Here is a 22,593-nt window from a genome sequence, read left to right as displayed (position 1 = left end):
CCTTAGCCCTTGACCGATCCGGCCGCGAGCCCGTTCACGATGTACTTCTGCAGGTAAAGGAACAGCGCCATGACCGGCAGGGCAGCCAGCACAGCACCGGCGGCGAACACTCCCCAGTTCTCGGACCGTTGCTGACCCACGTAGGAGTACAGGCCAACGGCGAGGGTCTGGCTGTCCGGGTCATTGAGCACCACGCTGGCAATCACAAACTCACTGCTAAGACCGATAAACGCCAACAGCCCGACGACGGCCAGGATCGGCGTCACCAGCGGCAGGATGATCGTGAAAAATACCTGAACGTGGCTGGCGCCATCGATCCGCGCCGCCTCGTCCAGGGACGCCGGAATGGTGTTGAAGAACCCGTACATCAGGTAGGTATTCACACCGAGCGCGCCGCCGAGGTACACCATGATCAGCCCTAGCTGGCTGCCCAGTCCCAGCCACGGCACCACATCGGTGATGAAGTTCAGCAGCAGGAAAATTGCGACGACGGCAAGCAGCTGCGGAAACATCTGCAGTACCAGCAGGGACAGCAGGCTGACCCGGCGGCCCTTGAACCGCATGCGGCTGAATGCATAGGCGGCCAAAGCCCCGAGGAAGACCGTTGCCGCCGAGGTGACAACGCCGATCACCAGCGTGTTCATAAACCACTTGCCGAACGGGCGGTTGGGATTGCTGAACAGTTCCTCGAAGTTGCCGAAGTCAATCCGGCTGAAGAGCACGTTGGAACCGGCCATGGTGCCAGTGGAGTTCAGGGCAGCAGACAGAACGTACAGCAGCGGGAAGATCGCAAACGCCGTGGTGATGACCGCGACCACGTGCCGCCACCCCTTGTCACGGAACCACGCACCGAAGGATTGTTTGCGGCGTTCCGGCGGCGGCGTCGTCGTGCCGTGACTGGGCGTAGCGAGGAGCGGTGTGGGGGTTTCGGTAGCCATTAGTTGATCTCCTCGAGAGACTTTGTCTGCCGGAAGCTGATCACGGAGATCACGGCAACGATGAAGAAGATGATGATGGACAGCGCGCTTGCGAGGCCGTAGTCACGCCCCACGCCGCTGCCGAACGCAACCTCGTACACCATGGTGATCAGGATGTCCGTTGCGCCCACGTTGACCGTGGTGTCCGACAGCCGCGGGCCGCCGTCGGTAAGCATGTAGATCACGTTGAAGTTGTTGAAGTTGAACGCGAAGCTCGCAATGAGCAGCGGAGCAACCGAGACCAGCAGGAGCGGGAGCTTGATGGAGGTGAAGAGCTTCCACGGGCTGGCGCCGTCGAGCCGTGCGGCTTCGTTGACGTCCTCGGGCAGCGACTGCAGCGCACCGGTGCACACCAGGAACATGTAGGGGAATCCGAGCCACAGGTTCACCAGCAGCACGCTGAACTTCGCGAGCAATGGATCCGTGAGCCACGGGATGTTCGCGCCGCCGAAGAACGTGTTGTTGACGTAGCCGAATTCCGGATTGAGCAGACCGGACCAGACGAGGCCGGCAAGGAAGGCGGGAAACGCGTAGGGCAGGATCATCAGGATGCGGTAGATCTTCTTGCCGCGAAGGTTCGGGTGGTTGAAAGCGTTAGCCAGGAACAGGCCGAGCGCAAACGTGGACAGCACCGAGATCAGCGCAAAGGTGAACGTCCAGAGGGTCACCTGCAGGAGGGGTCCGCGGATGTCCTCATTGGAGAATGCCTTGACGAAGTTCGCAAAGCCGACGTCGATCTTCCAGCCGGTGTTGAGTTGCTGACCGTCCGCAGAGACAAAGGTTCCCTCGCCGGAGTCTGAGTAGACCGTTCCGGTTTCAGTGTCGGTGAAGGTGTCGGACGCGTCGTCGTAGACAAGGGTTGGGCTGAACACGTACGCAGTGGAGCCGTCGCTGGTGCGCAGGGTTCCGTCGTCGGGATCTTCAGAGAACGGGACGGTCAGCGCAAGGATCTCGGACTGGTTCGCGAGGATCTCGTCGAACTGCAGGGTGCGGTAGTCCTCGAGTTCGGTCGCCTTGCCGGTGCCGTCGGTGACGGCGTTGGAAACTTCTTCGAGCGGTTCTTCCGTGCTGCCGATGCTGATGTCGCCGTCGGGATCGGTGGTGAGGAAGTGGAAGTCGCCGCCCTGCTCAACGATGGTGACCCGGTAGGCGGGGGAGTCCGGTACCCGCTGCTGCGCCGCCAGCTGGATGGACGAGATGGCGTCTTCCTTGGTGCTGTTGTGGCCGTCACCGTAGTTGGTGAACGCAACGTAGCCGCTGAAGATCATGACGAACACCTGGAAGAGCAGGAGGAAGAAAATTCCCGGGGCCAGGTACTTGGCGGGCAGCCCGCCGCGCCGGAGGTAGATCCAGTTGATGAGTAGTGTGACCGCAGCGGCCAGCACCAGCACTATCCACTTTTCCTGCAGAAACAGGACAATCAGGACATAGACGGCAAAGGCGTCAACGAGTCCCAGCAGAATGATCTTTGCGAGGAGACCGGCAACGGAATCTGAAGGGCGAAGGGTCCGGGACCGCTTCGTGGACTCGGCGGGGGAGGCAGTGGTGGTGGGCATGCGGCGGAGCTTTCGTTGAGGGCACTTCGGCGAAGCGGGCCGGGCAGGTGGAAGGCAATGAGGCAGGTATGCAGGTAAAGCGAAGCCGCTGTGGGCCGGGGTCTGTCCGGCCCACAACGGCTTTCAAAGGGTGTAGCTATCCGGCAGCGATCTTCTGCTCGATGTTCTTCACCATTGCCGGCCAGGCCTCTTCCGGCTTGACGGCGCCCTTGATGAGAGCGAGTTCGGTTGCGCCCCAGTCGGCCCAGACTGCCTGCATCTCGGGTACGGCGGGCATCGGAACGCCGTTGGCGCCGATTTCACCGAATGCGGCAACTACGGGATCTGACGCTGCCTTGTCGAAGGACGCGGTCAGTGCCGGGGGACGGCCGCCGACGCTGAACATCGCGTCCTGCGCCTCTTCGGTGGTCAGGTAGTTCACTGCAAACTCGTTGGCTGCGAGAGCGTTGGAGCTCTGCGAGGAGATGAAGAAGCCGTTGACGCCGATGAACGGCTGGGCGGGCTCATCACCCACGGTGGGCAGCGGATCGATGGCCAGGTTGATGCCGGCCTCCTGTGCAGCAGGAACGTTCCACGGGCCGGTCAGGTAGTAGGGGGACTCGCCGGCGAGGAACTTCTCCTTGGCGATGTCTCCGGTGATGTTGGAGTTCAGGACGCCGGAACCGGTGTCGCCCCACTCAACAAGCTTCTTTGCGAACTCAACGCCGTTGGGCTCACCGAGCATCAGCTTCGAGGGATCGTAGCTGCCGTCCTCGTTCTGAGCGAAGACAGGAACGCCCATCGAGGTCTGGAACGGGTACATGTGGTACGGATCCGCCTGCTTGGGATCGAGGCCAACCAGGAACGGGAACTCGGCTTCGCCGGCGTCAACCGCTGCCTGGCCCTTCTCGATGACCTGATCGAAGGTCTCGGAAGCCTCGGAGACCATATCGGTGTTGCGCAGCAGCGCGATGTTCTCGACTGCGTACGGCACGCCGTACAGGCTGCCCTCGTAAGACATGGCCTGGAGTGCGGACTCCTGGAACTCTCCAGCCTTGTCTCCCAGTTCGATGGGAGCAACAACGCCGTTCTCCACAAAGGTACCGATCCAGTCATGCGGGCCGACGATCAGGTCTGGTCCGTTGCCGGTAGGCACCTGGGTGATGAAGTCATCGCGTACCGCTGCGAAGTCCTTCACCGCAAGGTCGATCGAGATGCCGGTATCTTCCTTGAAGTCGGCGGCGATCTGCTCAAGTGCCGGAGCGCGCTCCGCGTCCACCCACATGGTCAGGGTGGTCGATCCGCCTTCAGCGAGGTCGGTTGGCGCAGCGGATTCTCCCGCGGCGGTGTCGGTGGATCCGCCACCGCAGGCAGTGACGGCCAGCATCGCGACGGACAAAGCCGCGGTGGCCAGCGTCCGGCGATTCAGGAGTCTGGTTGTTTGCACCTTCATTGGTGAACCTTTCTGTGGCGCCGCGAGGCAGCCGATACTGAGGGTTTGCGCTGCATGGCGCGGTTGTAAATGGAAGACCTGTTTGGTTGCGCCGAACACGTCGGATCCGAAACGGAACCAGTGAGGCACAACACATCGTAAGCGCTTACGGCCAGTCTGCACAACAACACGGCTGGGATCGCCCAGTTTCTGCGGAAAACCGGCATTCGCAAGAGTGGGGGCAACTTCTCATTCATGTAAACGCTTCCATTTTTTCGGCAACCGGGGTTAGCATGTTCCCCATGCCCAACGCTGTTTCCCTGGCCCCTGCTGTGTCCGCGCAGGCTGTAGCGCCCACTTTCCACGAACCCCTTCACACCGCCCACAAGGACGACGCCTGGTGGCGCTCGTCCGTGATCTACCAGGTGTACCCGCGGTCTTTCCGGGACCTGAACGGCGACGGCCAGGGGGACCTCGCGGGGATCACCGCCGAGCTGCACCAGCTGGCCGACCTCAGCATTGACGCGATCTGGATTTCGCCGTTCTACACCTCCCCGCAGCGCGACGGCGGCTACGACGTCGCCGACTACTGCGACGTCGACCCGATGTTCGGCACGCTCGACGACTTCGACGGGCTGACTGCCCGCGCATCCGAGCTGGGCATCAAGGTGATCGTCGACCTCGTTCCCAACCACTGCTCCAGCGAGCACCCGCTCTTCAAGGCTGCCCTCACCGCCGGGCCGGGCTCGGACGAACGGGCCATGTTCATTTTCCGCGACGGCACCGGACCGGACGGCTCAAACCCGCCGAACAACTGGCAGTCCCACTTCGGCGGGTCCGCCTGGACGCGCACACTGAACGACGACGGCACGCCCGGCCAGTGGTACCTGCACCTCTTCGATTCCTCGCAGCCGGACTTCAACTGGGACAACCCTGCCGTCCACGCCGAGTTCGAGCGCATCCTGCGGTTCTGGCTGGACCGCAACGTCACCGGTTTCCGCGTTGACGTTGCGCACGCCCTGGTCAAGGCCGAGGGGCTCCCGGATTGGCACGGCCGCCCCGATGGCTGCTCCACCGACGGCTACCCGGGCCACGCTGCGCCGATGTTCGGCCAGAAAGAAATCCATGACATCTACCGCCGGTGGCGGTCAGTTCTTGCCGAGTACGACGGCGACCGCATCCTGTGTGCGGAAGCCAGCATCGATCCGCTGTCCCGTCTGGTCAACTGGGTCCGCCACGACCAGATGCACCAGGCCTTCAACTTCGCCTACCTGAACCACCCCTGGAATGCCGCTGAACTTCGCGGGATCATCACTGACTCATTGCAGGCGTTCGACAGCGTGGATGCGCCGACCACCTGGGTCCTGAGCAACCACGATGTCACCCGGCACGCTACGCGGTTAGGCGAAAACAATCCGGAGGTCGGGCTCGACCGTGCACGGGCGGCGTCGTTGGCCATGCTGGCACTCCCCGGTGGCGTCTACCTCTACCAGGGTGAGGAACTCGGGCTACCGGACCACCTGGAGATTCCGGACGAGCAGCGCCAGGATCCGACGTTCATCCGCACGGGCGGAGAACGCGTAGGCCGGGACGGGTGCCGGGTTCCGCTGCCATGGCGGGCTGACGAGCCGCACTACGGGTTCGGCTCCACCAGCGGCGGATGGCTGCCCCAGCCGGAAGACTGGTACACCCTGGCGCGCGACGTCCAGCAGTCCGATCCAGATTCCACCCTCAACCTGTACCGTTCGGCGCTCGCACTTCGCAAACAGCTCCGTCTCGGTGCCGGCTCGCTGAGTTGGGCTGCGGATTACATGGACACGGACATCATCGCGTTTCTCAACAATGACGTCATGGTGATCATGAACATGGGAGAATCTGATGCCTATGTACCATCGGGCACAGTCATCGCAGGGAGTCACGCGGATGCCGGTGCAGAGGGCGTCCTGGCGCCGAACCGGTGCGTATGGATAAAAATCAACTAAGAGGACCGCGCCCGTCCTTTGCTCTGAGGGAGGGCACCGTGGTTGGCATCAAGGATGTTGCAGCGCTCGCCGGCGTCTCAACTGCCACGGTATCCCGTGCCCTCAGCGGCAACGGCCAGGTGTCCGAGCGGGCACGGTTGAAGGTTCTTGAGGCTGCAAAGCAGCTGGACTTCGTGCCGTCCTTCTCGGCATCATCACTTGCCTCGGGCAGGAACCGCAATGTCGGCGTCGTTGTTCCATCAGTCAATCGCTGGTATTTTTCCCAGATTGTGGACAGCGTTGCGGCGTCACTTCTGGACGCTGGCTATGATCTGACGCTGTATAACGTGAGCGACGGCGCGGGCCACCGGGACCGCGTCTTCTCCGAGTTCCTGCTGCGCCAACGCTGCGACGGCGTCATCTCCGTTTCCCTGCAGCTGTCCGAAACTGAACTCGGACAGCTGCTGGCGGTGGGCAAGCCGATTGTCGGTATCGGTGGTCCCCTTCCCGGCGCTGACACCATCAGCGTCAACGAGTTCGCCATTGCCCAGTTGGCCACCGAACACCTGATCAGTCTGGGACACCGCGGGATCGCCTACATCGGCGGGCCTGAGGACGCTGCCAGGGACTTCAATATCTCGGAAGGCCGCCGCCGCGGCTACGAGGTAGCCATGGAAGCTGCCGGTCTGGAAATTCTTCCCTCATGGCTTGCCTATGCGGACTTCACGATTCCCGGTGGATATGCCAGCGCCAAACAGGTGCTCGGGTATCCCCGGAACCGTCCCACCGCAGTCTTCTGCGCCTCGGATGAGATGGCGATCGGCGCCATTGTTGCCGCACGGGAACTGGGAATCAGGGTTCCGGATGCCCTCTCGGTGATTGGCATTGACGGACATGACCTCGGCGAGGTTTTCGGGTTGACCACCATCGCGCAGTACCCGGCGTTGCAGGGAAGCCGTGCCGTGCAACGAATGCTTCAGCTCTTCGCCGGCCCCGCCGAGTCGGGAGAACGCTCCAACCACACGGCCCACACCGAGATGATTGTGCGTTCCAGTACCGCAGCGCCGGCAGAGTAGCGTGCGCTCTCAGTCCTGCGGGGCGTCCGCCGGCGGCAGTTCGTCCGAGTAGGGAGCGCGCGGACCGGATCCGTCGGCGCACAATTCGTTCGCAGCCATGGCCAGGAGGTCGCGTTCCAGTTTCGGCAACGAGATCAGGCTCTGCAGGTAGGCGTCCACCTCATACTCTCCGGCGGAACCGCCGATGCTGAAATAGCGAAGCCACAGCTCGCCCGTGGTGATGTCCGCTCGCGCCAGGACCTCGCTGAGACCCTGGCGCTGTTCAGGTTCGTAGCTTTCAAAGCCCACGATGAACCTCAGGTGTTGCGGGCCGTGGTTCCGGCCACCAGTTCAGCGCTGACGCCGCGAAGGGAGGTTCGCTCCTGCCTAGCGGTCTTCATCAGCTCCATCAATGCCTGCTCAGAGGTGAGGCCTTTCCGTTCAAGGAGTATTCCGCAGGCCTGGTTGATCAGGTCCCTGCTATGGAGCGCCGTCTGCAGGCCTTCGCTCATGCGCTCAACGGTTTCCCTGCTCTGGATATGGGACAGGAGCGTTGCCGCCGGGCTGACCAGAATATGCATCAGGGAGGTTGTCTCGATGGTGAAGACACCGGGTTCTCCTGCGTACGCTTTCAATGCGCCGATGGCGTGCCCTTCCACCATGAGCGGCACGCTCGCCACCGAGCGAATGGGGAGCTCCCGGACCGCCGCGCTCCACTCGGGCCACCGGCGATCAAGAGCGACATCGTTGACAAGCACCTGCTCCTCAGAGGCCCAGGCCGTGAGGCAGGGTCCCTGCCCCAGCTCATACTGGAAACGGTCTGCTTGCTGCACGACGGGGTCGGTGAAACCCGTGCTGGTCCTCTGCCCGCTGGAATCGAGGATGCTGACTCCCGCCCCCACGGCGCTGGGAATCGACTCTTTCACCGCCTGGGCCAGGTGGTGGACGGCGTCGTCCACTTTCTCTTGCGTCAGCAGCACCCCCAGAATGCGGCCGACGGCGGCGGACAGCTCATCCAGTGGCGGTTTCTTGATCATGGTGTGCCTTCGGCTTGACGGGCAGGGTGCAGTTCGGAGGGCTTACTCGTCGAAATCCGGAGCTTTGTCATGATCACCTGCTACCCGACCGATGATCCCTTCGGCCAGCGTCTGCATTTTGGTGTTGCGGTGGCTGCTGGCATCAACGAGGATCTGGAACGCCGTTTCTCGGGAACAACGGTTCTCGGCCATGATGATGCCAACTGCTGTAGCAATAGTCGTCCGGGATTCCAGCGCCGCACTGAGATTGTCCTTGAGCTCATTGAGCTGCGCAATCTTCAATGCAAGGTGAAGCGCCCTGGCTGCCTCTTCTGCAACGTCCTGCGCAGCAAGGATGCTGTCCTCCGAGAATCCGCGGACGCGCGGTGAGTAGAGGTTGAGGACTGCCTTGCCGGAGTTTCTGACGTCCATGGGCACTGAGAGAATGGACTGCACATCACAGGATTCCGCGGCACGCATATAGTCTGGCCAGCGGGTTTCGTTCTCCACCTCCGCAACGCTGATGATGGCGCCATCGCGGAGCGCGGTCAGGCACGGACCGTCGCCGTAGCTGTTCTGCACTTCATCGAGTGTTCTGGAACGCTCGTCGCTGCTGGCTACCGTCAGCGGTTTCTTCCGGCGAAGAACCGTCACTCCACAGGAGATGGGATTGTCCGGCAGGGAAAGCTGCTCGGAGGCCATCCGACTCAGCTCCGTTAGGAATTCCTGGACATCAGCATTGTCCGCGAGCAGATCCTGCAGCTGCATCACCAGTTCGGCACTCTCTGTACCGACCGGTTGGAGAAAGGCGCGACCCTGTACTTCCACGTCCGGCATCCTTTCTGATCGGAACCTCGAATCATCTTCCCGTGCTCGGCTCATTCTTGAAACCTTGCGCCTTCCTGCCTGTGCCGTACGAGTCAGCCTGGCTGATTCGCGGTGCGGCTGATCAGCGACGTCGCCCTGGCTTTCCCCAGAAGCTCACCAGCGATGCCCTGTACCCGCGTGTTGTGGTGCCGCGCAGCAACGTGCAGCATCAGCATTGCTGCTTCGCGACTGCAGCGGTTTTGAGCCATGACGAGCGCCACGGCTGCATCGACCACCGCGCGGGATCTCAGTACGTCATACAGGTCGTCAGGATAGTGTTCCGGTTCGTGGACGCGCAGAGCCAGCTGAAGAATGGTGGATAACGAAGCGGCGTGCTCTTCCACGGACTCAACCATCGCGGCGTCAAATGCAGCAATGTCCCTGGAGTAGCAGTTGAGCGCGCCGGCCGAGGCATGATCCATGAGGATCGGGACGGCAAGGATCGATTGAATGTGTTCGCCTGAAATTGCATCTGCGTATCGCTGCCAGCGTGGATCGTCCGTGAGTTGAGGGATCAGGACTGTATGACCCGTGCGCAGCGCGGTGAGGCAGGGGCCGTCGTCGAACGAATACTGCTGCTCGTCCAGGCGCTGGGCGAGGGCGCTGCTGCTGGCAACGGTGGTAGGCCCGCCGGTGCGCTCCACCGTGATGGCGCAGTGCATTGGGACGTCCTGGTTGAACAGCGAAGCGGAAATGGTGCTCAGACCGAGCAGGAATTCTGTGAATCCCGGGCTCTCAAGAAGCAGAGCCTGCAGCTTTTCACTGTCAGAGATGTCGCGGTCGGGGGCCATGCGGCCTCAATTCTGTACGAACGCCAGAGCAACTACCCCGACTGGCGGCAGGCTACTCGATGCGCACCCTGCCCGTAGGACGCCGGACCGCCATAGCGGAAGGCTTCCTACTATCGAGACTACGCTCCCTCAGCAACGCGGCGTCCGTTTGGTCGGTACTAACTGCCGGCCGCAGAACCAACTGCGGCCCGGGGCCAACTGCGAGGGGCGGTACCAACTGCAAAGGGCGGCGCCCGCCGTGCGCGGACACCGCCCCATGGGATGCAAAGAATGAACTGCGCGTTGATCAGAAAGACGCGCGGATGGTGCCTGCGTAGTCAGTGCTGTAACCCGCAACCGGTGCATGCGGGATCTCTTCCCAGACGTCCGGATCAACCTGCTGGACCTCACCGGTAGCCAGACCGGACAGCAGGGTTCTCATCGCAAGAACGTTCTGCTGAATGCTCTTGCCGCGGGCCTTCTGGCCGAGGCTGCCGTCGCTGGTATTGCCCGAAGTTTCAAAGAACACCACAGGATTGGAGTGCCCGGTGGGATTCATGCCCTGGTAGTCGAGCCCGAGCATCATCGCGGAAACAACACCGCCCTTGATGTCGATTTCCAGGTTCCCGCCTACCTGATAGCGGTCCATGGTGATATAGCCGTACTTCGACAGCTCCTGGAAAACGAACCCGTGCATCTGCCGAGTCAGCACGTCGTAGGCCCCACCTTGCAGCGTGGGCAGCGTGGGACCGCCGGGCGCCAGCGAAATTCCGAGGGAGAGGGTGACATCGTCACCGGTTCCATACTGCTTCTTCAGCCCCTGATGATGAATGTCGATGCCGTAGTCCGGCAACACCTGCGTCCAGTACTCATAGAACGCCAACGATTCATCCGCCTGGAATTTGTCAGCAACCCAGTCGCGGTTGAGGTCGATCCGCTGCTGTTGACCGGCGTCGTTCAGGAGTGGTTCGCCGGTTGCATCGTCATACAGGACGGTCTGGCGGATGTTCAGCTCGCTGCCGTCCGGATTGTACATCGGGATGAAGTGGATGGTGAAGGCGTCGCGGATCTGCTGGTACTCAGCGGAGCCGTTGGTGCCCAGGTCCTTCAGGAGAGTGAGGATGGACTCGGCACCGTAAGGCTCGTTGCCGTGGATGCGTCCCTGCACCCAGACGTCCTCGGGTCCGTTGCCTACAGTAGCGACGTAGAGGTCGCGGCCCTGCTCGCTCTTGTTGACGGCTGTGCCGGCTTCTTCGAGAGTGAAGACGTCTACGGGGAACCGGCTGTTGTTCTCGAGTTTGGTCAGCTCGGCGATGGTGTCGTCATAGGTGAGGATGCTGGCGGTGCTGGTCTTTCCTTCCGTGGACGGAAAGTTGGCATCGGCAACGGCGGGCGGGCCAACAAGGAGGGGCGCAGCGAGGGCAGCGGTGCCCAGGAGTGCGAGTCGTGCATAAAACGGGAAGGGCTTTCCCATGGTCGTGAACCTCCGGGGGTCTCAGAGAGGGGGGGAAATCACGACGTTACTTGGGGCAAGCAACTGATTGGCGAACTTGGCCAATATTGGGACCAATATCGCCCTGGGATCTTGACGGAACGGTCCTGACACAATATGAGCCCCAGAAGTTTCAGGGGCTCATATTGCGCTGTACGTGGTGGCACGGCGCGGTGACCGGTACCTTGCGTTATGGCGCGATGGTCAAACCTGGATCGGCTTCCCGTGCAGGCTCTGTCCCGGTGATTCCGGGCGTTGGTGTAACGGAGACCGAAGCGCACAGTTCCGCAGCCGTGATCGGCTCCTTCGTCATCGGGTCAAGTACCGGGTCTTTGGTGATCGGGTCGACGATGATGGACTCCGGGTCGATTGCGGGATCGCAAGCCTCCAGTGGATCGGTCACCGAGACTGTCGGGGGAGTAGCAGGAGGTGGGGTGCCGGGGTCTGTAGACGGCGGCGGATCGGCGGGCGCCGGATCAGGGATGACAGGCGTTGGGTCCACGGGGGGTGTGGGATCCACCGGTGGAGTTGGGTCAGCGGGTGGAGTCGGATCAGGCGTCACCGGATCCACAGGTGGAGGCGTCGGCGTTACAGGATCCACGGGCGGCGTCGGAACGGGCGTGTTCGGCGGCGTTGGATCGAGAGTTCGGGGCAGCGTGCCGGGGTCGGTGGCCGGCGGCGTTCCAGGGTCTGTAGGCGGAGGAGTCGTCGTCGAAGGCGGCTGTGTACCCGGCTTGGTGGCTGACGGAGTCCCGGAAGGCGTCCCCGACGGCGTGCCCGGCTTGGAAGGCGCTGTTGACGTTCCGGGAAACGACGTACTTGGCGTATCCGAGGGCTGTGTAGCCTTCTTACTGCCCGAAGACGTGCTGCCCGAAGAAGCGCTGCTCGTAGACGTGCTGCCTGAGGACTTGCTACTCGAGGACTTGGTGCTGGAAAGTGCCTTGCCGCTCGCTCGCGGACCCTGAGCCGCCACTTCCGCATCCACACGGGCGGGTGACTTAAGCGCAACCGGCTCAATGGCCCCAGCGGTAGCGAGGTAGGCAACCCAGGCGGTGTCGTCGTCGTTCCCGTTGCCGGTCCCCGGGGTGAAGTTGACCAGGCTCGGCATCTCAACCGGGCCACTGCCGTCCAGCGGAATCAGCTTCCAGGCGTCGGGATCAGTGTGACCGCCGTCGAGGATGGTTTCGAAGTGCAGGTGGCACCCGGTGGACCAACCGGTGGTGCCTACCGTGGCGATGACCTGCCCGGCTCCCACGCGGTCTCCGGCCTTCACCCCGATCCCCTCCAGGTGGTTGTAAGTGGTGACGAGGCCGTTGCCGTGGTCAAGCTCCACGCGGTTACCGCCGCCCCAGGGATGCCAACCGGCGGCACGGACAACACCGGCATCCGCTGAAAAGACGCGGGTTCCGCAGGGTGCCGCGAAATCCTGGCCGGAGTGAAATTCATTGTGCTCCCCGGTGATGGGGCTGGTTCGAAGACCGAACGGCGAACTCGGGGTCAGGAACTGCAAGGGAGAGATCAGCATGCCCTTGCCAGGGCGCGGCGTGGAGCTGAGGGACTCAACCGATGACCTCTTGTCAGCGGTAGCCGTGGCCCGTGAAGACTCCTGCGCGCCGGGAACCTCACGCCCCGGTACCAGCGAATCCGTGGTGCCGAAAGGCAACGCTGTCCCTGGACCCACGAGCTGCTGCTCACCCACATACCCGGTCACCGGAACGATGGCGTCAGAGAAACTTCCTGCTCCCTGGGCGAGCACGGTGCCGGTTGCACCCGCACCGGAGGTCAACGGTGTGGATCCGGGATAGCCAAAGGAGTAGATGACAGCCAGAGCAAGGCAAACGCTCACACCAGACCGAACCGCACGACGACGGCTCCTCAGAACGCTGTGGCCCGATGCCGGCCTGACTTCACTCACTGGTAACTCCCCATATGTTTCCCCTGATGAAGGTCCGTTACGACCGAACCCCGGGGAGGAATCCGAACAATCAGCCTTCGCCAGGTGCCCGCGAGGGGCCCGAAATTGCTGGTGGCTGACAATCAGCCTACTGGGCTGTTTGCCATGGAGATAGAGTGCTCCGCCACTCTTGTGGAAACCTTGAGTGAACTTCGTGAGCGCTGCGGCAATACCCGGAGTTCAGTGCTGTTTGCTGCGGAGCAGGTGCTACTGAAAGGCGCATGCTACTGCGGGGCGATGACCTGCCAGGCGTCACATACGACATCCCACCGGCGGTGCGGGAACGGGCCCCACAATTCACCGTCATTGCTTACCCTGAATCCATTGCCGTCAACCGCGGTGATTTCAACAGTCTCCCCGCGCCCGATCCGCACATCAGTGCGCCGCGCATGGTCGCCGCTCTTGAGGCCGAGGGCGTACCCCACCCGTGCAGCGGAACCCACCGACTCCCAGAGCACGACGTCGACAAGCCCGTCATGCGGGTTGGCGTCCGGGATGAGACGGGCGCCTCCGCCGACGGTGCCGCCCAGGCCGAGGGCCACCATCAGCAGCGGCCTGGATCCGTCATGCAACAGTTCACCGTCCACCCTCACGCTAAGGTGCTGCCCGGGAGAGCTGAACCCCGCAGCGACGGCACCCAGCGGGTACCCGAGCTTCCCGGCCTTCACCTTTTTCAGCTTCTTCTTGAGGTCAGCGCCCTTGGCCGCGGCATCCGCGCCGATCCCCACGTGGACGGCATTGACGGCAACACGGTCTTCGCTGACCAGCAGCTCCATGGTGCGTGCCGGCCCGGACATCACACACTCGGCAGCCTGCAGCGGATCGAGCGGAATTCCCAGTGACCGTGCGAGGTCGTTTCCGGTACCCACGGGGATGATGCCGATGGGCCCGGCGGAGGCCAGTGTGCCGGTCTTGTGCAGGCACTGGATCGCGGCGTGGACCGAGCCGTCGCCGCCCAGCAGTACCAGCTGCCTGCCGTCCAGGCTTCCGAGGGCTGAATCCAACTCGTCCAGGTCCTGGGTGCGGGCAAGTTCAAAGGACGTGCCCCGCCGTGCGGAAGCGGAGGCAAGGAAGGAGGCAACGGCGTCGACACTGCGGCGGTATGCGGTTCCGGCGGACGCGTTCACGACCGCCAATATGCCCTGACTATGCACAGGTGCTCTCGTCTGCTGGGGATGGGGACAACTGAACCCACACTAGTACGGGCGGTCAAGCGGAGGCGAGGGCCGCCGTCGTACAGTCAGTTGCACGAAGGAGGTCAGCGGGCGCGAGCTCGATCTCAAATCCGCGGCGGCCACCCGAGACGAGGATCGTTTCGAAGGCAAGCGCGGATTCGTCGAGCACCAGCGGGCTGCGGTGCCGTTGTCCCAGTGGTGAGATTCCGCCGAGCACGTACCCTGTCCGCCGTTCAGCGGCAGCGCGGTCCGCCATGGCGGCGCGCTTGCTTCCACACGCGGCGCCCATTGCTTTGAGGTTCAGTTGGCGGTTGACGGGAACGACGGCGACGGCCAGTTGGGTGCCTGTGTCCACCATGAGCGTCTTGAAGACGCGTGCGGGGTCAACCGCCAGCTTCTCGGCGGCCTCGGTTCCGTAGTGTTCAGACGAAGGGTCATGCACGTAGCTCAGGGTGCGGTGCGGGATGCCCAGCCGGTTCAGCAGTGCGGTGGCAGGAGTGGCGGCGGAAGTTTTGCGTGAACCCACACTGTCACTTCCGTCCGGTAGGGCCCTGGACAGCCCGGTTCCGGCCCAGTGACTTGGCCTCGTAGAGGGCGGCATCCGCGGTTGCGAGGACTGCGGCAAGGTCTGTTGATTCCGAGTTGATCGCAGCGATGCCGTAACTGACGGTCGGCGGCTCGAATCCCTCCGCGAAGGTGGCACGTGCAAAGCGGGCGCTGAGCTGGTTCACGATCGCTTCGGCACGGTTCGAGTCCGCACCGGGCAGCAGGATGACAAATTCCTCCCCGCCGTGGCGGCCCACCAGGTCGGTGGAGCGCACCGTGGCCACACAGATATCCGCGAACGCCTGGAGGACTCCATCTCCTGCGGCGTGCCCGTGAGTGTCATTGACGGCCTTGAAGTGGTCGAGGTCTGCCAGCACCAGGGCGCCGGGAGTCCCGTTAGCGCGAATCCGGTTCAGCTCGTTCAACGCCAGATCCGCAAATCCGGAACGGTTGAGCAGGCCGGTAAGCCCGTCCCGGGTAGCGCGAAGGTGAAGGTCATGGGTCACCTGCTCGTTACTGAGCGCTGCCATGCTGAAGGAGACCACAACCAGAAGTACCAGGGTGATGAGGGTGGTGATCGCGGAATCGAAGTAGGTAGTGAAAGTGGGTCCGTCCGGTCCTTCCGCCAGGAAAACGAGCCATCGCCCCAGATAGTAAGCGGCGAGAAGGCCGGCGGCGAGCGCCAGGGACTTGGTGACCCTGCTGGAGGAGCGCTTGATACCCCAGAGCTCCACGGAAGCCAGGGCCAGCAACAGGCACATGAAGGCGAGGAACACAGGGCCGCCTGACCAGTCGTTCGTAGCCGGGCTGTCCAGTGCCGAGACCAGCAGGGTCACCGCCGGTCCGGCGAGAAGCTGCCACACGGGCGCAGGGCGGGCGCGCAGCGTTCTGGCGCTGGCCCAGACGCTGGCCACGCCGAGCACCAGCAGGGCGTTCCCGGTGGGGTTGGCCCAGACCTGGTGAGCCGTTCCATCCAGCAGGTAGGCCGCGGACCCGGTGAGGAACAGGGCGAGGGCAACGCACCACCAGGCGCTGTAGATCGAGCGCGTGCGCTGAAAGGTGACGAAGTAGAAGAGGCCCAGCAGCGTCACAGCAACCACAGCGAAGACAAAACGCACCGTGGTCGTGTCGAGAAATTCCATGAGCCCCCCGGCGGTAGCGAGATGGGCACTAGTATCCCATCCGGGGATGCTGCCCGCGACGAAGAGCTTCTGCCCGAGTATCTTTAGGCAACATCCATGCGAGAAGGAGCCAGAGTGCTCAAGCTTTTTGAGGGACCCAGCATTATCTATACGGTGCTCGGCATCATCGTCTTTGCTGCCGCGTTGCTTCCGCGCCTGCTGCGCCGTGTCCCGATCTCCATGCCGATGGTTTTTCTCTCCGCAGGGGTCCTGGCCTTCGCGCTGATCCCGTACCTGCCTACACCCGATCCGGTGAAGTATGAGGTGGTCACCACGCACTTCACCGAGGTGTGCGTCATCATCTCCCTGATGGGTGCGGGCCTGGCCCTCGACCGGCCTCCCGGCTGGCGGTCCTGGTCCACCACCTGGCGGCTCCTCGGAATCGTCATGCCGATCTGCATCCTCGTCTTCACAGTCCTTGGCTACGTGTTCCTGGGACTTGGGCTGGCCAGTGCAATCCTGGTGGCCGCCGCGCTGGCTCCGACTGACCCGGTCCTGGCCTCGGAAGTGCAGGTCGGAGAACCGGCAGACGGCGAAGAAGGGTTCGACCGCGAGGATGAGGTCCGCTTCGGGCTGACCAGCGAGGCCGGACTCAATGACGGCCTGGCCTTCCCGTTCGTCTATCTCGCCATCACCATCAGCCTCGTCGGGGCCGCACCCGGCGCCTGGTTCCCGCAGTGGTTCCTCGTCGACGTCCTGTGGCGCATCGGGTTCGGTGTGCTGCTCGGTTACGGAACGGGCAAGCTCCTGGGCCGACTCTTCTTTTCCTCCCGCGCGGAATCGTTCCGGCTGTCCACCCACTCCGAGGGGTTCGTTGCGCTCGCTGCGACGTTCCTGGCATACGGCGTGACCGAAACGTTCGAGGGGTACGGCTTCATCGCCGTCTTCGTTTGCGCCATCACCATCCGCTCGGCGGAGCGCAACCACGGGTACCACCGGGTGCTGCACAGCTACGTGGAACAGCTCGAACGGCTGCTGTCCGTGGTCATCCTGGTGCTGCTCGGCGGGGCTATCGCGAGGGGGCTTCTCGAAACCATCGGCTGGACCGACGTCGTTCTTGCGCTCGCGTTCCTGATCCTTGTCCGGCCTCTGGCAGGATTCCTTGGACTCCTCGGCGGCCAGACGGGTACGCGGGAGAAAGTGGCGCTCGCGTTCTTCGGAGTCCGCGGTATTGGTTCCCTCTACTACCTCGGGTACGGCTTGAGCAACGGTGATTTCGACGCCGAAGCGAACGAAGTCTGGGGTTTCGTCGGCCTTGTCGTGGCGCTTTCCGTTGTGCTGCACGGAATCACGGCAACGCCCGTCATGACAGCGCTCGATCGCCTCCGCCGGCGAAAGGCCCAGGTTGATGGCCGGGGAGACATGCCGATAACCCATGTTTGATCTCTTCGCCCCTCCTCCGCGGTGGCCGGAGCCCCCGCCACTGCCTACGCCCGCGGTCATGGACCAGTTCTGGGGCCATGCCGTCTTCCTCCACTGGCGCATTACATCCTCCGCGGCGGCCCGCTTCATGCCCGCGGGAACAGATCCGGACGAGCACGACGGCGACTCCTGGGTGGGGCTCATCGGCTTCCGCATGCGCGGAGCAGGTTTTGGACGCGGGGTGCCGGTGCCGTATTTCGGTACGTTCACGGAAGTGAATGTACGGCTCTACTCGCGGGACCGGAACGGCGTGCGCGGCGTCGTTTTCCTCACCCTCGACGCGTCCCGGCTGGCCGTGGTGCTTGGCGCCCGGGCGGCAGGTATCCCGTACGTCTGGTCCCGCTGCCGTGCCTGGCACGGCCCCGACGGCACCGGCTACTCAGTGGACAGGCTCCGGGGCGCGTCGTCGTCCTTCTCCGTACTGCCCACCGGGAGCGTTGCCGCCGATCCGCTGTCCGTCCACCTGACCGCGCGGTTTGGCCTGCACTCGCGGTTCGCCGGCCGGACCCTCTACATCCCCAACACCCATACGCCGTGGCCGCTTCAGAGCGCGGTACTACAGCACTGGGATGACTCCCTGGTGCAGGCTGCAGGCCTGGCAGCGGAGGGTCCTCCGGAATCGGTGCTTTATTCGCCGGGCGTGCAGACCCAGTTCGGGATGCCCCGCAGGCTTGAAGGGTGACCGCCGCTAGTCCGTGACGAAGCCTGTGAGTCCGCTGGCGCCGTCGTCGTGCAGGTCCGCTTCCACCTTCTCAACGCGGCCGGGAGCATCCGCGGAGCGCAGCCACTTCAGCAGCTGTTCAACGGCTGACGACGGTCCGGCCGCAACAACCAGCACCGAACCGTCCGGCCGGTTGGTGGCCGAACCGACCAGCCCGAGCTGCTCCGCCTGCTGCCGGGTGCGGTAGCGGAAGCCGACGCCCTGGACCTCGCCCGTCACCGTCGCGGTGAGCCGAACCGTGCTCATGCCATTCCCGAGGGACGGATATTGAGCGACTCCACTGCCGAATCACGCGAGGCGTCAACTGCAAGACGCACTGCCTTGGCCACCTGGGCCGGCTGGATCCAGGCACCGGGGGAATACTCCTTGCCCTCGAAGTCGTGAAGTTCGGCCTGCATGTCCGTCGCCACCCGTCCGGGGTGGATCGAGGACACCCGGACGCCGTTGGGCCGCTCCTCTTCCCGAAGGGCGTCAGTGAGCGCGCGGAGGGCAAACTTGGTGCTGCTGTAGACAGCCGAGCCCGCGCCGGAGCTGTAGCCCGAACCCGAGTTGATCGCGATGACCTGCCCGCGGGCCTCGCGGAGGGCAGGCAGCAGGAGCCGGGTCAGCTTTGCGACGGCGAAGACGTTGATGTCGAAGCTCGTTCGCCACGTCTCGTCATCGAGATCAGCAACCGCGCCCATCTGCAGGACCCCGGCGGAGTGCACCAGGACATCCAGGCGGTCGATGCCGGCGACATCGGTTTCCGTCACTTCCCGCACATCCACGGCGAAGGGCTTCGCGGACGGGTAGGACGCCGCGAGGGCGTCCAAGGCCGTGCGGTCACGACCGCCCAGCAGTAGGTGATGGGTGGGCGCGAGCTCATCGGCAATGGCGCGGCCGATGCCCCGGGAGGCTCCGGTAATAAGCGCCACGGGCAGCGGGTTTGAAGAAGTCATGGGTGAAATCCTAGGCGCCGGGGAACTTTTGCGCAGATCCGGCGGGCCCGCCAGCGCTCCAAGTCACCGGAGGTGCACAAAAGTTACCCCCTAGCGCACGCGCGCCGAGCTTGGCAGGATGGAAAGCGGATTCCCGCACGTTCATCCCGAGAGGAACTTTTCCTGATGCAGTACACCCACCTTGGCCGCTCCGGCCTGTCTGTTTCCCGCCTGTGCCTCGGCACCATGAACTTCGGGCCCAAGACCGAAGAAGCGGACTCACACTCCATCATGGATTCGGCCCATGCCTCCGGGATCAACTTCTTCGACACCGCCAACGTGTACGGGTGGGGCGTGAACAAGGGCCGCACCGAAGCGATTGTGGGGCGCTGGTTCGCAAAGGGTGGGGGACGCCGTGAGAAGACGGTGCTGGCCACGAAGCTCTACGGTGACATGGATGAGTGGCCCAACAACGGCAAACTGTCCGCACTGAATATCCGCCGCGCGCTCGACGCCAGCCTGAAGCGTCTCCAGACCGACTACATCGACCTATACCAGTTCCACCACGTCGACCGGAACACGCCCTGGGACGAGATCTGGCAGGCCGTCGAGGTTGCCGTCCAGCAGGGCAAGATCCTGTACTCCGGCAGCAGCAACTTCGCCGGCTGGCACATTGCCCAGGCGCAGGGGGCCGCTGCTCGCCGCAACTACACGGGCCTCATCAGCGAACAGTCCATCTACAACCTGCTCACCCGCACCGTGGAGCTCGAAGTTCTACCTGCCGCCCAGGAATACGGGCTTGGCATCATCCCCTGGTCGCCGCTGCATGGCGGGCTGCTGAGCGGTGTCCTGAAGAAGGAGAATGAAGGCGTCCGCCGTCTCGAGGGCCGCGCCGCCGACACCCTTGAAAAGCATCGGGATCAGATTCAGCGCTACGAGGATCTGGCTGAGAAGCTCGGCCACTCGCCGGCGGACCTGGGCCTTGCCTGGCTCCTTGCGCAGCCTGCCGTCACGGCGCCGATCATCGGCCCACGAACCCAGGAACAGCTCGACGGCGGCCTGCGTGCCCTTGAGATAAAGCTCGACGACGACACCCTGTCCACGCTCGATGACATCTTCCCGGGCCACAAGACCGCGCCCGAGGATTACGCGTGGTGAGGTCCGCGTGAAGATTCTCTGTATCGGCGGGACCGGCGTCATCAGCACCGCCGTCGTCGACCGGGCGCTCGCGCAGGGCTACTCTGTCACCGTCCTGAACCGGGGAACCACCACCGAGCGCCCGGTGGCATCGCGAGCGGAAGTGTTGACCGCCGATATCCGGAAGCCGGACGAAGTCCGTGCTGCGCTCGGTAACCGCACGTTCGACGTCGTCGTCGACTTCGTGGCTTTCACCCCCGACCACATCGCTGCCGATATTGAACTGTTCACCGGGCGAACCGGCCAGTACGTGTTCATCAGTTCGGCCTCGGCATACCAAAAACCGCCGGCAGCCCTTCCCATTCGTGAGTCCACTCCGCTGCGCAACCCGTTCTGGCAGTACTCGCGGGAGAAAATTGCCTGCGAGGACCTGCTGGTGGCTGAGTACCGGGAGCGCGGCTTCCCCGTTACCATCGTGCGGCCGTCACATACGTACGACCACACGAAGATCGCCATCGCAGGCGGCTGGACGGACATCGCACGGATGCGGGCGGGACGGCCGGTGTTGGTCCACGGTGACGGCACCTCTCTGTGGACGCTGACGCACAGCACTGACTTCGCGAAGGCATTTGTCGGGCTGCTTGGACTGCCGCAGGCGATCGGGGACAGCTTTACCATCACCTCTGACGAGTTTTTGACCTGGAACCGGATCTACCAGTTGTTCGCGGAGGCCGCGGGAGCGCCGGAACCGGAGCTGGTCCATGTCGCGTCCGAGACTATCGCCGCGTACCTTCCGGACCTCGGTTCCCAGCTGCTCGGCGACAAGTCACACTCTGTGATCTTTGACAACTCCAAGATCAAGGCATTGGTGCCGGACTTCATCTGCACAACCCCGTTCGCCCTCGGCGCGCGTGAGATTGTCGCCTGGTATGACGCCGATCCCAACCGTCAGCAGGTTGACTTCGAACTTGATGCAGCATTCGATCGAATCATTGCCGCAGCCCAGTCTTGACCGGTACAGGACTTTTACCGGTAGCTGAACTGCTTGCAGGGGTGCTGAACGTGGAACTACGGTGAAGTTACAGCCCACTGTCGAGGAGATATACGCATGGAAGTGCCCACACTTGTCTGGATTCTGACGATCGCAGGAATTGTGGGGCTGCTTCTCTTCGATTTCTTCTTCCACGTGCGCAAGGCGCACACCCCGTCCCTGAAGGAAGCCAGCGTCTGGTCCGCCATCTATGTGGGCATCGCGGTGCTGTTCGGCGTGGGAGTGCTGATCTTTGCCGGTCCCCAGTACGGCACGGAATATTTCGCCGGGTACATCACGGAGAAGGCACTCTCCGTGGACAACCTGTTTGTCTTCCTCATCATCATGACCACGTTCAAGGTGCCGCGGGCGGACCAGCAGAAGGTGCTCCTGTTCGGCATCGTCTTTTCGCTGATCGCACGGACCGGGTTCATTTTCCTCGGTGCCGCGCTGATCAACTCCTTTGCCTGGGTGTTCTACATCTTCGGCCTCATCCTGCTGATCACGGCCGGCAACATCCTCAAGCCGAAAAACGTGGAGGAGGAAGAAACTTTCATTGTCCGGATGGCGCGCAAGTTCCTGCCAGCCACGGAACATTACGACGGCGACAAACTCTTCACGGTTGAGAACGGCAAGAAGGTCCTTACCCCGATGCTGCTGGTGATGGTGGCCATCGGCGCTACGGACATCCTGTTTGCGCTTGATTCCATCCCCGCCATCTTCGGTCTGACGCAGAGCGTCTTCATCGTCTTCACCGCCACCGCTTTCTCCCTGATGGGGTTGCGCCAGTTGTACTTCCTTCTTGATGGGCTGTTGGACCGGTTGGTTTACCTCTCCTACGGCCTCGCCGCGATCCTCGGTCTCATCGGGGTGAAGCTGATGCTGCACGCGCTGCACGAGAACAACGTCCCGTTCATCAACGATGGACAGCCGGTCAACGTGGTGGAAATTTCCACCGGGCTTTCCCTCAGCCTGATCCTCGGCATTTTGTTGGTGACGGTCATTGCTTCCCTGGTGAGCCCGAAGGGAAAGGCCAAGACCCTCATCTCCGGTGCCCGGCGCCACGCCATCGAGTACCTCGACCTCAACTACGAGACAGACATCAACGAGCGGGAGCGTATCTTCGAGAAGATGTGCGCCGAAGAGGCAATGCTCAAGAAGCAGCCGGAAAAGTACAAGCGCTATATCCGGAACGAGACCGAGTTCAAGGCACTCCTTACCCGTGCCCACGAGGTGCATGAAGCCGCACTCGAACGCGAGCCAACGCGCTAAAACGCGCACGCCCGAGCCAAAAGCGCCGGGGAGTGGCAGATTCGTGGGGACGTCCCCACGATCGTGCCACTCCCCGGCGCTTTTGGGGTCCAGGCGGGAGGCGCGAGGTGGAATAGCCCCTTCGAGAGAGAGG

At 63.2% G+C, this 22,593-nt stretch carries 21 protein-coding genes; 7 read left to right on the top strand and 14 right to left on the bottom strand.

The genetic code is table 11. The features are described 5' to 3' along the window. Positions 1 to 2 precede the first annotated feature (2 nt). From AC1MBU_RS15580 to AC1MBU_RS15570, 3 genes are all read right to left on the bottom strand, one after another. Positions 3 to 938 (bottom strand): sugar ABC transporter permease, encoded by a 936-nt coding sequence (locus AC1MBU_RS15580; protein WP_299166331.1) that lies wholly within the window; start codon positions 936 to 938, stop codon positions 3 to 5. Next, the gene (locus tag AC1MBU_RS15575; protein WP_277357433.1) at positions 938 to 2,533 is read right to left on the bottom strand and encodes an ABC transporter permease subunit; all 1,596 of its coding nucleotides are present in this window, start codon (positions 2,531 to 2,533) and stop codon (positions 938 to 940) included. Before AC1MBU_RS15575 ends, AC1MBU_RS15580 begins: the two co-directional genes overlap by 1 nt. A 136-nt stretch (positions 2,534 to 2,669) precedes the next feature. After that, positions 2,670 to 3,965 carry a sugar ABC transporter substrate-binding protein gene (locus AC1MBU_RS15570; RefSeq protein WP_277357432.1) on the bottom strand — a complete coding sequence of 432 codons (1,296 nt, stop codon included), beginning with the start codon at positions 3,963 to 3,965 and terminating at the stop codon, positions 2,670 to 2,672. 281 nt (positions 3,966 to 4,246) lie between these two features. Between AC1MBU_RS15570 and AC1MBU_RS15565 the strand changes: the two genes are divergently transcribed. Continuing rightward, positions 4,247 to 5,926: a glycoside hydrolase family 13 protein gene (locus tag AC1MBU_RS15565; RefSeq protein WP_479787907.1), complete on the top strand. Its 1,680-nt coding sequence runs from the start codon at positions 4,247 to 4,249 to the stop codon at positions 5,924 to 5,926. Between the two features lie 38 nt (positions 5,927 to 5,964). Then, a complete protein-coding gene (locus AC1MBU_RS15560) occupies positions 5,965 to 6,981 on the top strand; it encodes a LacI family DNA-binding transcriptional regulator (RefSeq protein WP_277357430.1) in 1,017 nt (338 codons plus the stop codon). A 9-nt stretch (positions 6,982 to 6,990) separates the two neighbouring features. On the opposite strand, the gene AC1MBU_RS15555 is transcribed toward AC1MBU_RS15560, so the two are convergent. From AC1MBU_RS15555 to AC1MBU_RS15515, 9 genes are all read right to left on the bottom strand, one after another. Further along, entirely contained in the window at positions 6,991 to 7,269 is a 279-nt protein-coding gene (locus AC1MBU_RS15555) for a hypothetical protein (RefSeq protein ID WP_346027389.1), read from the bottom strand. 8 nt (positions 7,270 to 7,277) lie between these two features. Beyond that, positions 7,278 to 7,997 carry a GAF and ANTAR domain-containing protein gene (locus AC1MBU_RS15550; RefSeq protein ID WP_479787906.1) on the bottom strand — a complete coding sequence of 240 codons (720 nt, stop codon included), beginning with the start codon at positions 7,995 to 7,997 and terminating at the stop codon, positions 7,278 to 7,280. Positions 7,998 to 8,039: 42 nt separating this feature from the next. Then, positions 8,040 to 8,813, bottom strand: a complete 774-nt coding sequence (locus AC1MBU_RS15545; RefSeq protein WP_479789811.1) for a GAF and ANTAR domain-containing protein — start codon at positions 8,811 to 8,813, stop codon at positions 8,040 to 8,042. A gap of 83 nt (positions 8,814 to 8,896) precedes the next feature. Then, positions 8,897 to 9,634 carry a GAF domain-containing protein gene (locus AC1MBU_RS15540; protein ID WP_479787904.1) on the bottom strand — a complete coding sequence of 246 codons (738 nt, stop codon included), beginning with the start codon at positions 9,632 to 9,634 and terminating at the stop codon, positions 8,897 to 8,899. Between the two features lie 286 nt (positions 9,635 to 9,920). Continuing rightward, positions 9,921 to 11,087 carry a M14 family zinc carboxypeptidase gene (locus tag AC1MBU_RS15535; RefSeq protein ID WP_479787903.1) on the bottom strand — a complete coding sequence of 389 codons (1,167 nt, stop codon included), beginning with the start codon at positions 11,085 to 11,087 and terminating at the stop codon, positions 9,921 to 9,923. A 208-nt stretch (positions 11,088 to 11,295) separates the two neighbouring features. Further along, positions 11,296 to 13,020, bottom strand: coding sequence for a M23 family metallopeptidase (locus AC1MBU_RS15530; RefSeq protein ID WP_479787901.1), 1,725 nt, complete (start codon positions 13,018 to 13,020; stop codon positions 11,296 to 11,298). Positions 13,021 to 13,283: 263 nt separating this feature from the next. Continuing rightward, positions 13,284 to 14,186 carry a diacylglycerol/lipid kinase family protein gene (locus AC1MBU_RS15525; protein ID WP_479787900.1) on the bottom strand — a complete coding sequence of 301 codons (903 nt, stop codon included), beginning with the start codon at positions 14,184 to 14,186 and terminating at the stop codon, positions 13,284 to 13,286. A gap of 82 nt (positions 14,187 to 14,268) precedes the next feature. Next, positions 14,269 to 14,760, bottom strand: coding sequence for a Cys-tRNA(Pro) deacylase (ybaK, locus tag AC1MBU_RS15520; RefSeq protein WP_479787899.1), 492 nt, complete (start codon positions 14,758 to 14,760; stop codon positions 14,269 to 14,271). Positions 14,761 to 14,764: 4 nt separating this feature from the next. Then, entirely contained in the window at positions 14,765 to 15,922 is a 1,158-nt protein-coding gene (locus AC1MBU_RS15515) for a GGDEF domain-containing protein (RefSeq protein ID WP_277357422.1), read from the bottom strand. Between the two features lie 114 nt (positions 15,923 to 16,036). On the opposite strand from AC1MBU_RS15515, the gene AC1MBU_RS15510 reads away from it, so the two are divergent. Together AC1MBU_RS15510 and AC1MBU_RS15505 are read left to right on the top strand one after the other, a co-directional pair. Further along, positions 16,037 to 17,344, top strand: a complete 1,308-nt coding sequence (locus tag AC1MBU_RS15510; protein WP_277357421.1) for a cation:proton antiporter — start codon at positions 16,037 to 16,039, stop codon at positions 17,342 to 17,344. A gap of 58 nt (positions 17,345 to 17,402) precedes the next feature. Continuing rightward, positions 17,403 to 18,065, top strand: a complete 663-nt coding sequence (locus AC1MBU_RS15505) for a YqjF family protein (RefSeq protein ID WP_479787897.1) — start codon at positions 17,403 to 17,405, stop codon at positions 18,063 to 18,065. 6 nt (positions 18,066 to 18,071) lie between these two features. Here the strand turns inward: AC1MBU_RS15505 and AC1MBU_RS15500 are convergent, their stop codons facing one another. Further along, entirely contained in the window at positions 18,072 to 18,350 is a 279-nt protein-coding gene (locus AC1MBU_RS15500) for an acylphosphatase (protein ID WP_277357419.1), read from the bottom strand. Beyond that, positions 18,347 to 19,042: an SDR family oxidoreductase gene (locus AC1MBU_RS15495; RefSeq protein WP_479787895.1), complete on the bottom strand. Its 696-nt coding sequence runs from the start codon at positions 19,040 to 19,042 to the stop codon at positions 18,347 to 18,349. The genes AC1MBU_RS15500 and AC1MBU_RS15495 overlap by 4 nt, the downstream gene beginning before the upstream one ends. Positions 19,043 to 19,207: 165 nt before the next feature. On the opposite strand from AC1MBU_RS15495, the gene AC1MBU_RS15490 reads away from it, so the two are divergent. The 3 genes from AC1MBU_RS15490 (at position 19,208) to AC1MBU_RS15480 (ending at position 22,460) form a co-directional block, all read left to right on the top strand. Next, positions 19,208 to 20,179, top strand: coding sequence for an aldo/keto reductase (locus AC1MBU_RS15490; RefSeq protein ID WP_346027381.1), 972 nt, complete (start codon positions 19,208 to 19,210; stop codon positions 20,177 to 20,179). Between the two features lie 7 nt (positions 20,180 to 20,186). Next, a complete protein-coding gene (locus AC1MBU_RS15485) occupies positions 20,187 to 21,170 on the top strand; it encodes an SDR family oxidoreductase (protein ID WP_479787893.1) in 984 nt (327 codons plus the stop codon). A gap of 96 nt (positions 21,171 to 21,266) precedes the next feature. Beyond that, a complete protein-coding gene (locus AC1MBU_RS15480; protein WP_479787891.1) occupies positions 21,267 to 22,460 on the top strand; it encodes a TerC family protein in 1,194 nt (397 codons plus the stop codon). The last annotated feature ends 133 nt before the right edge of the window (positions 22,461 to 22,593 follow it).

The organism is Arthrobacter sp. PTI12, assembly GCF_056679915.1.
This window is presented reverse-complemented; position numbering and strand designations above follow the sequence as displayed.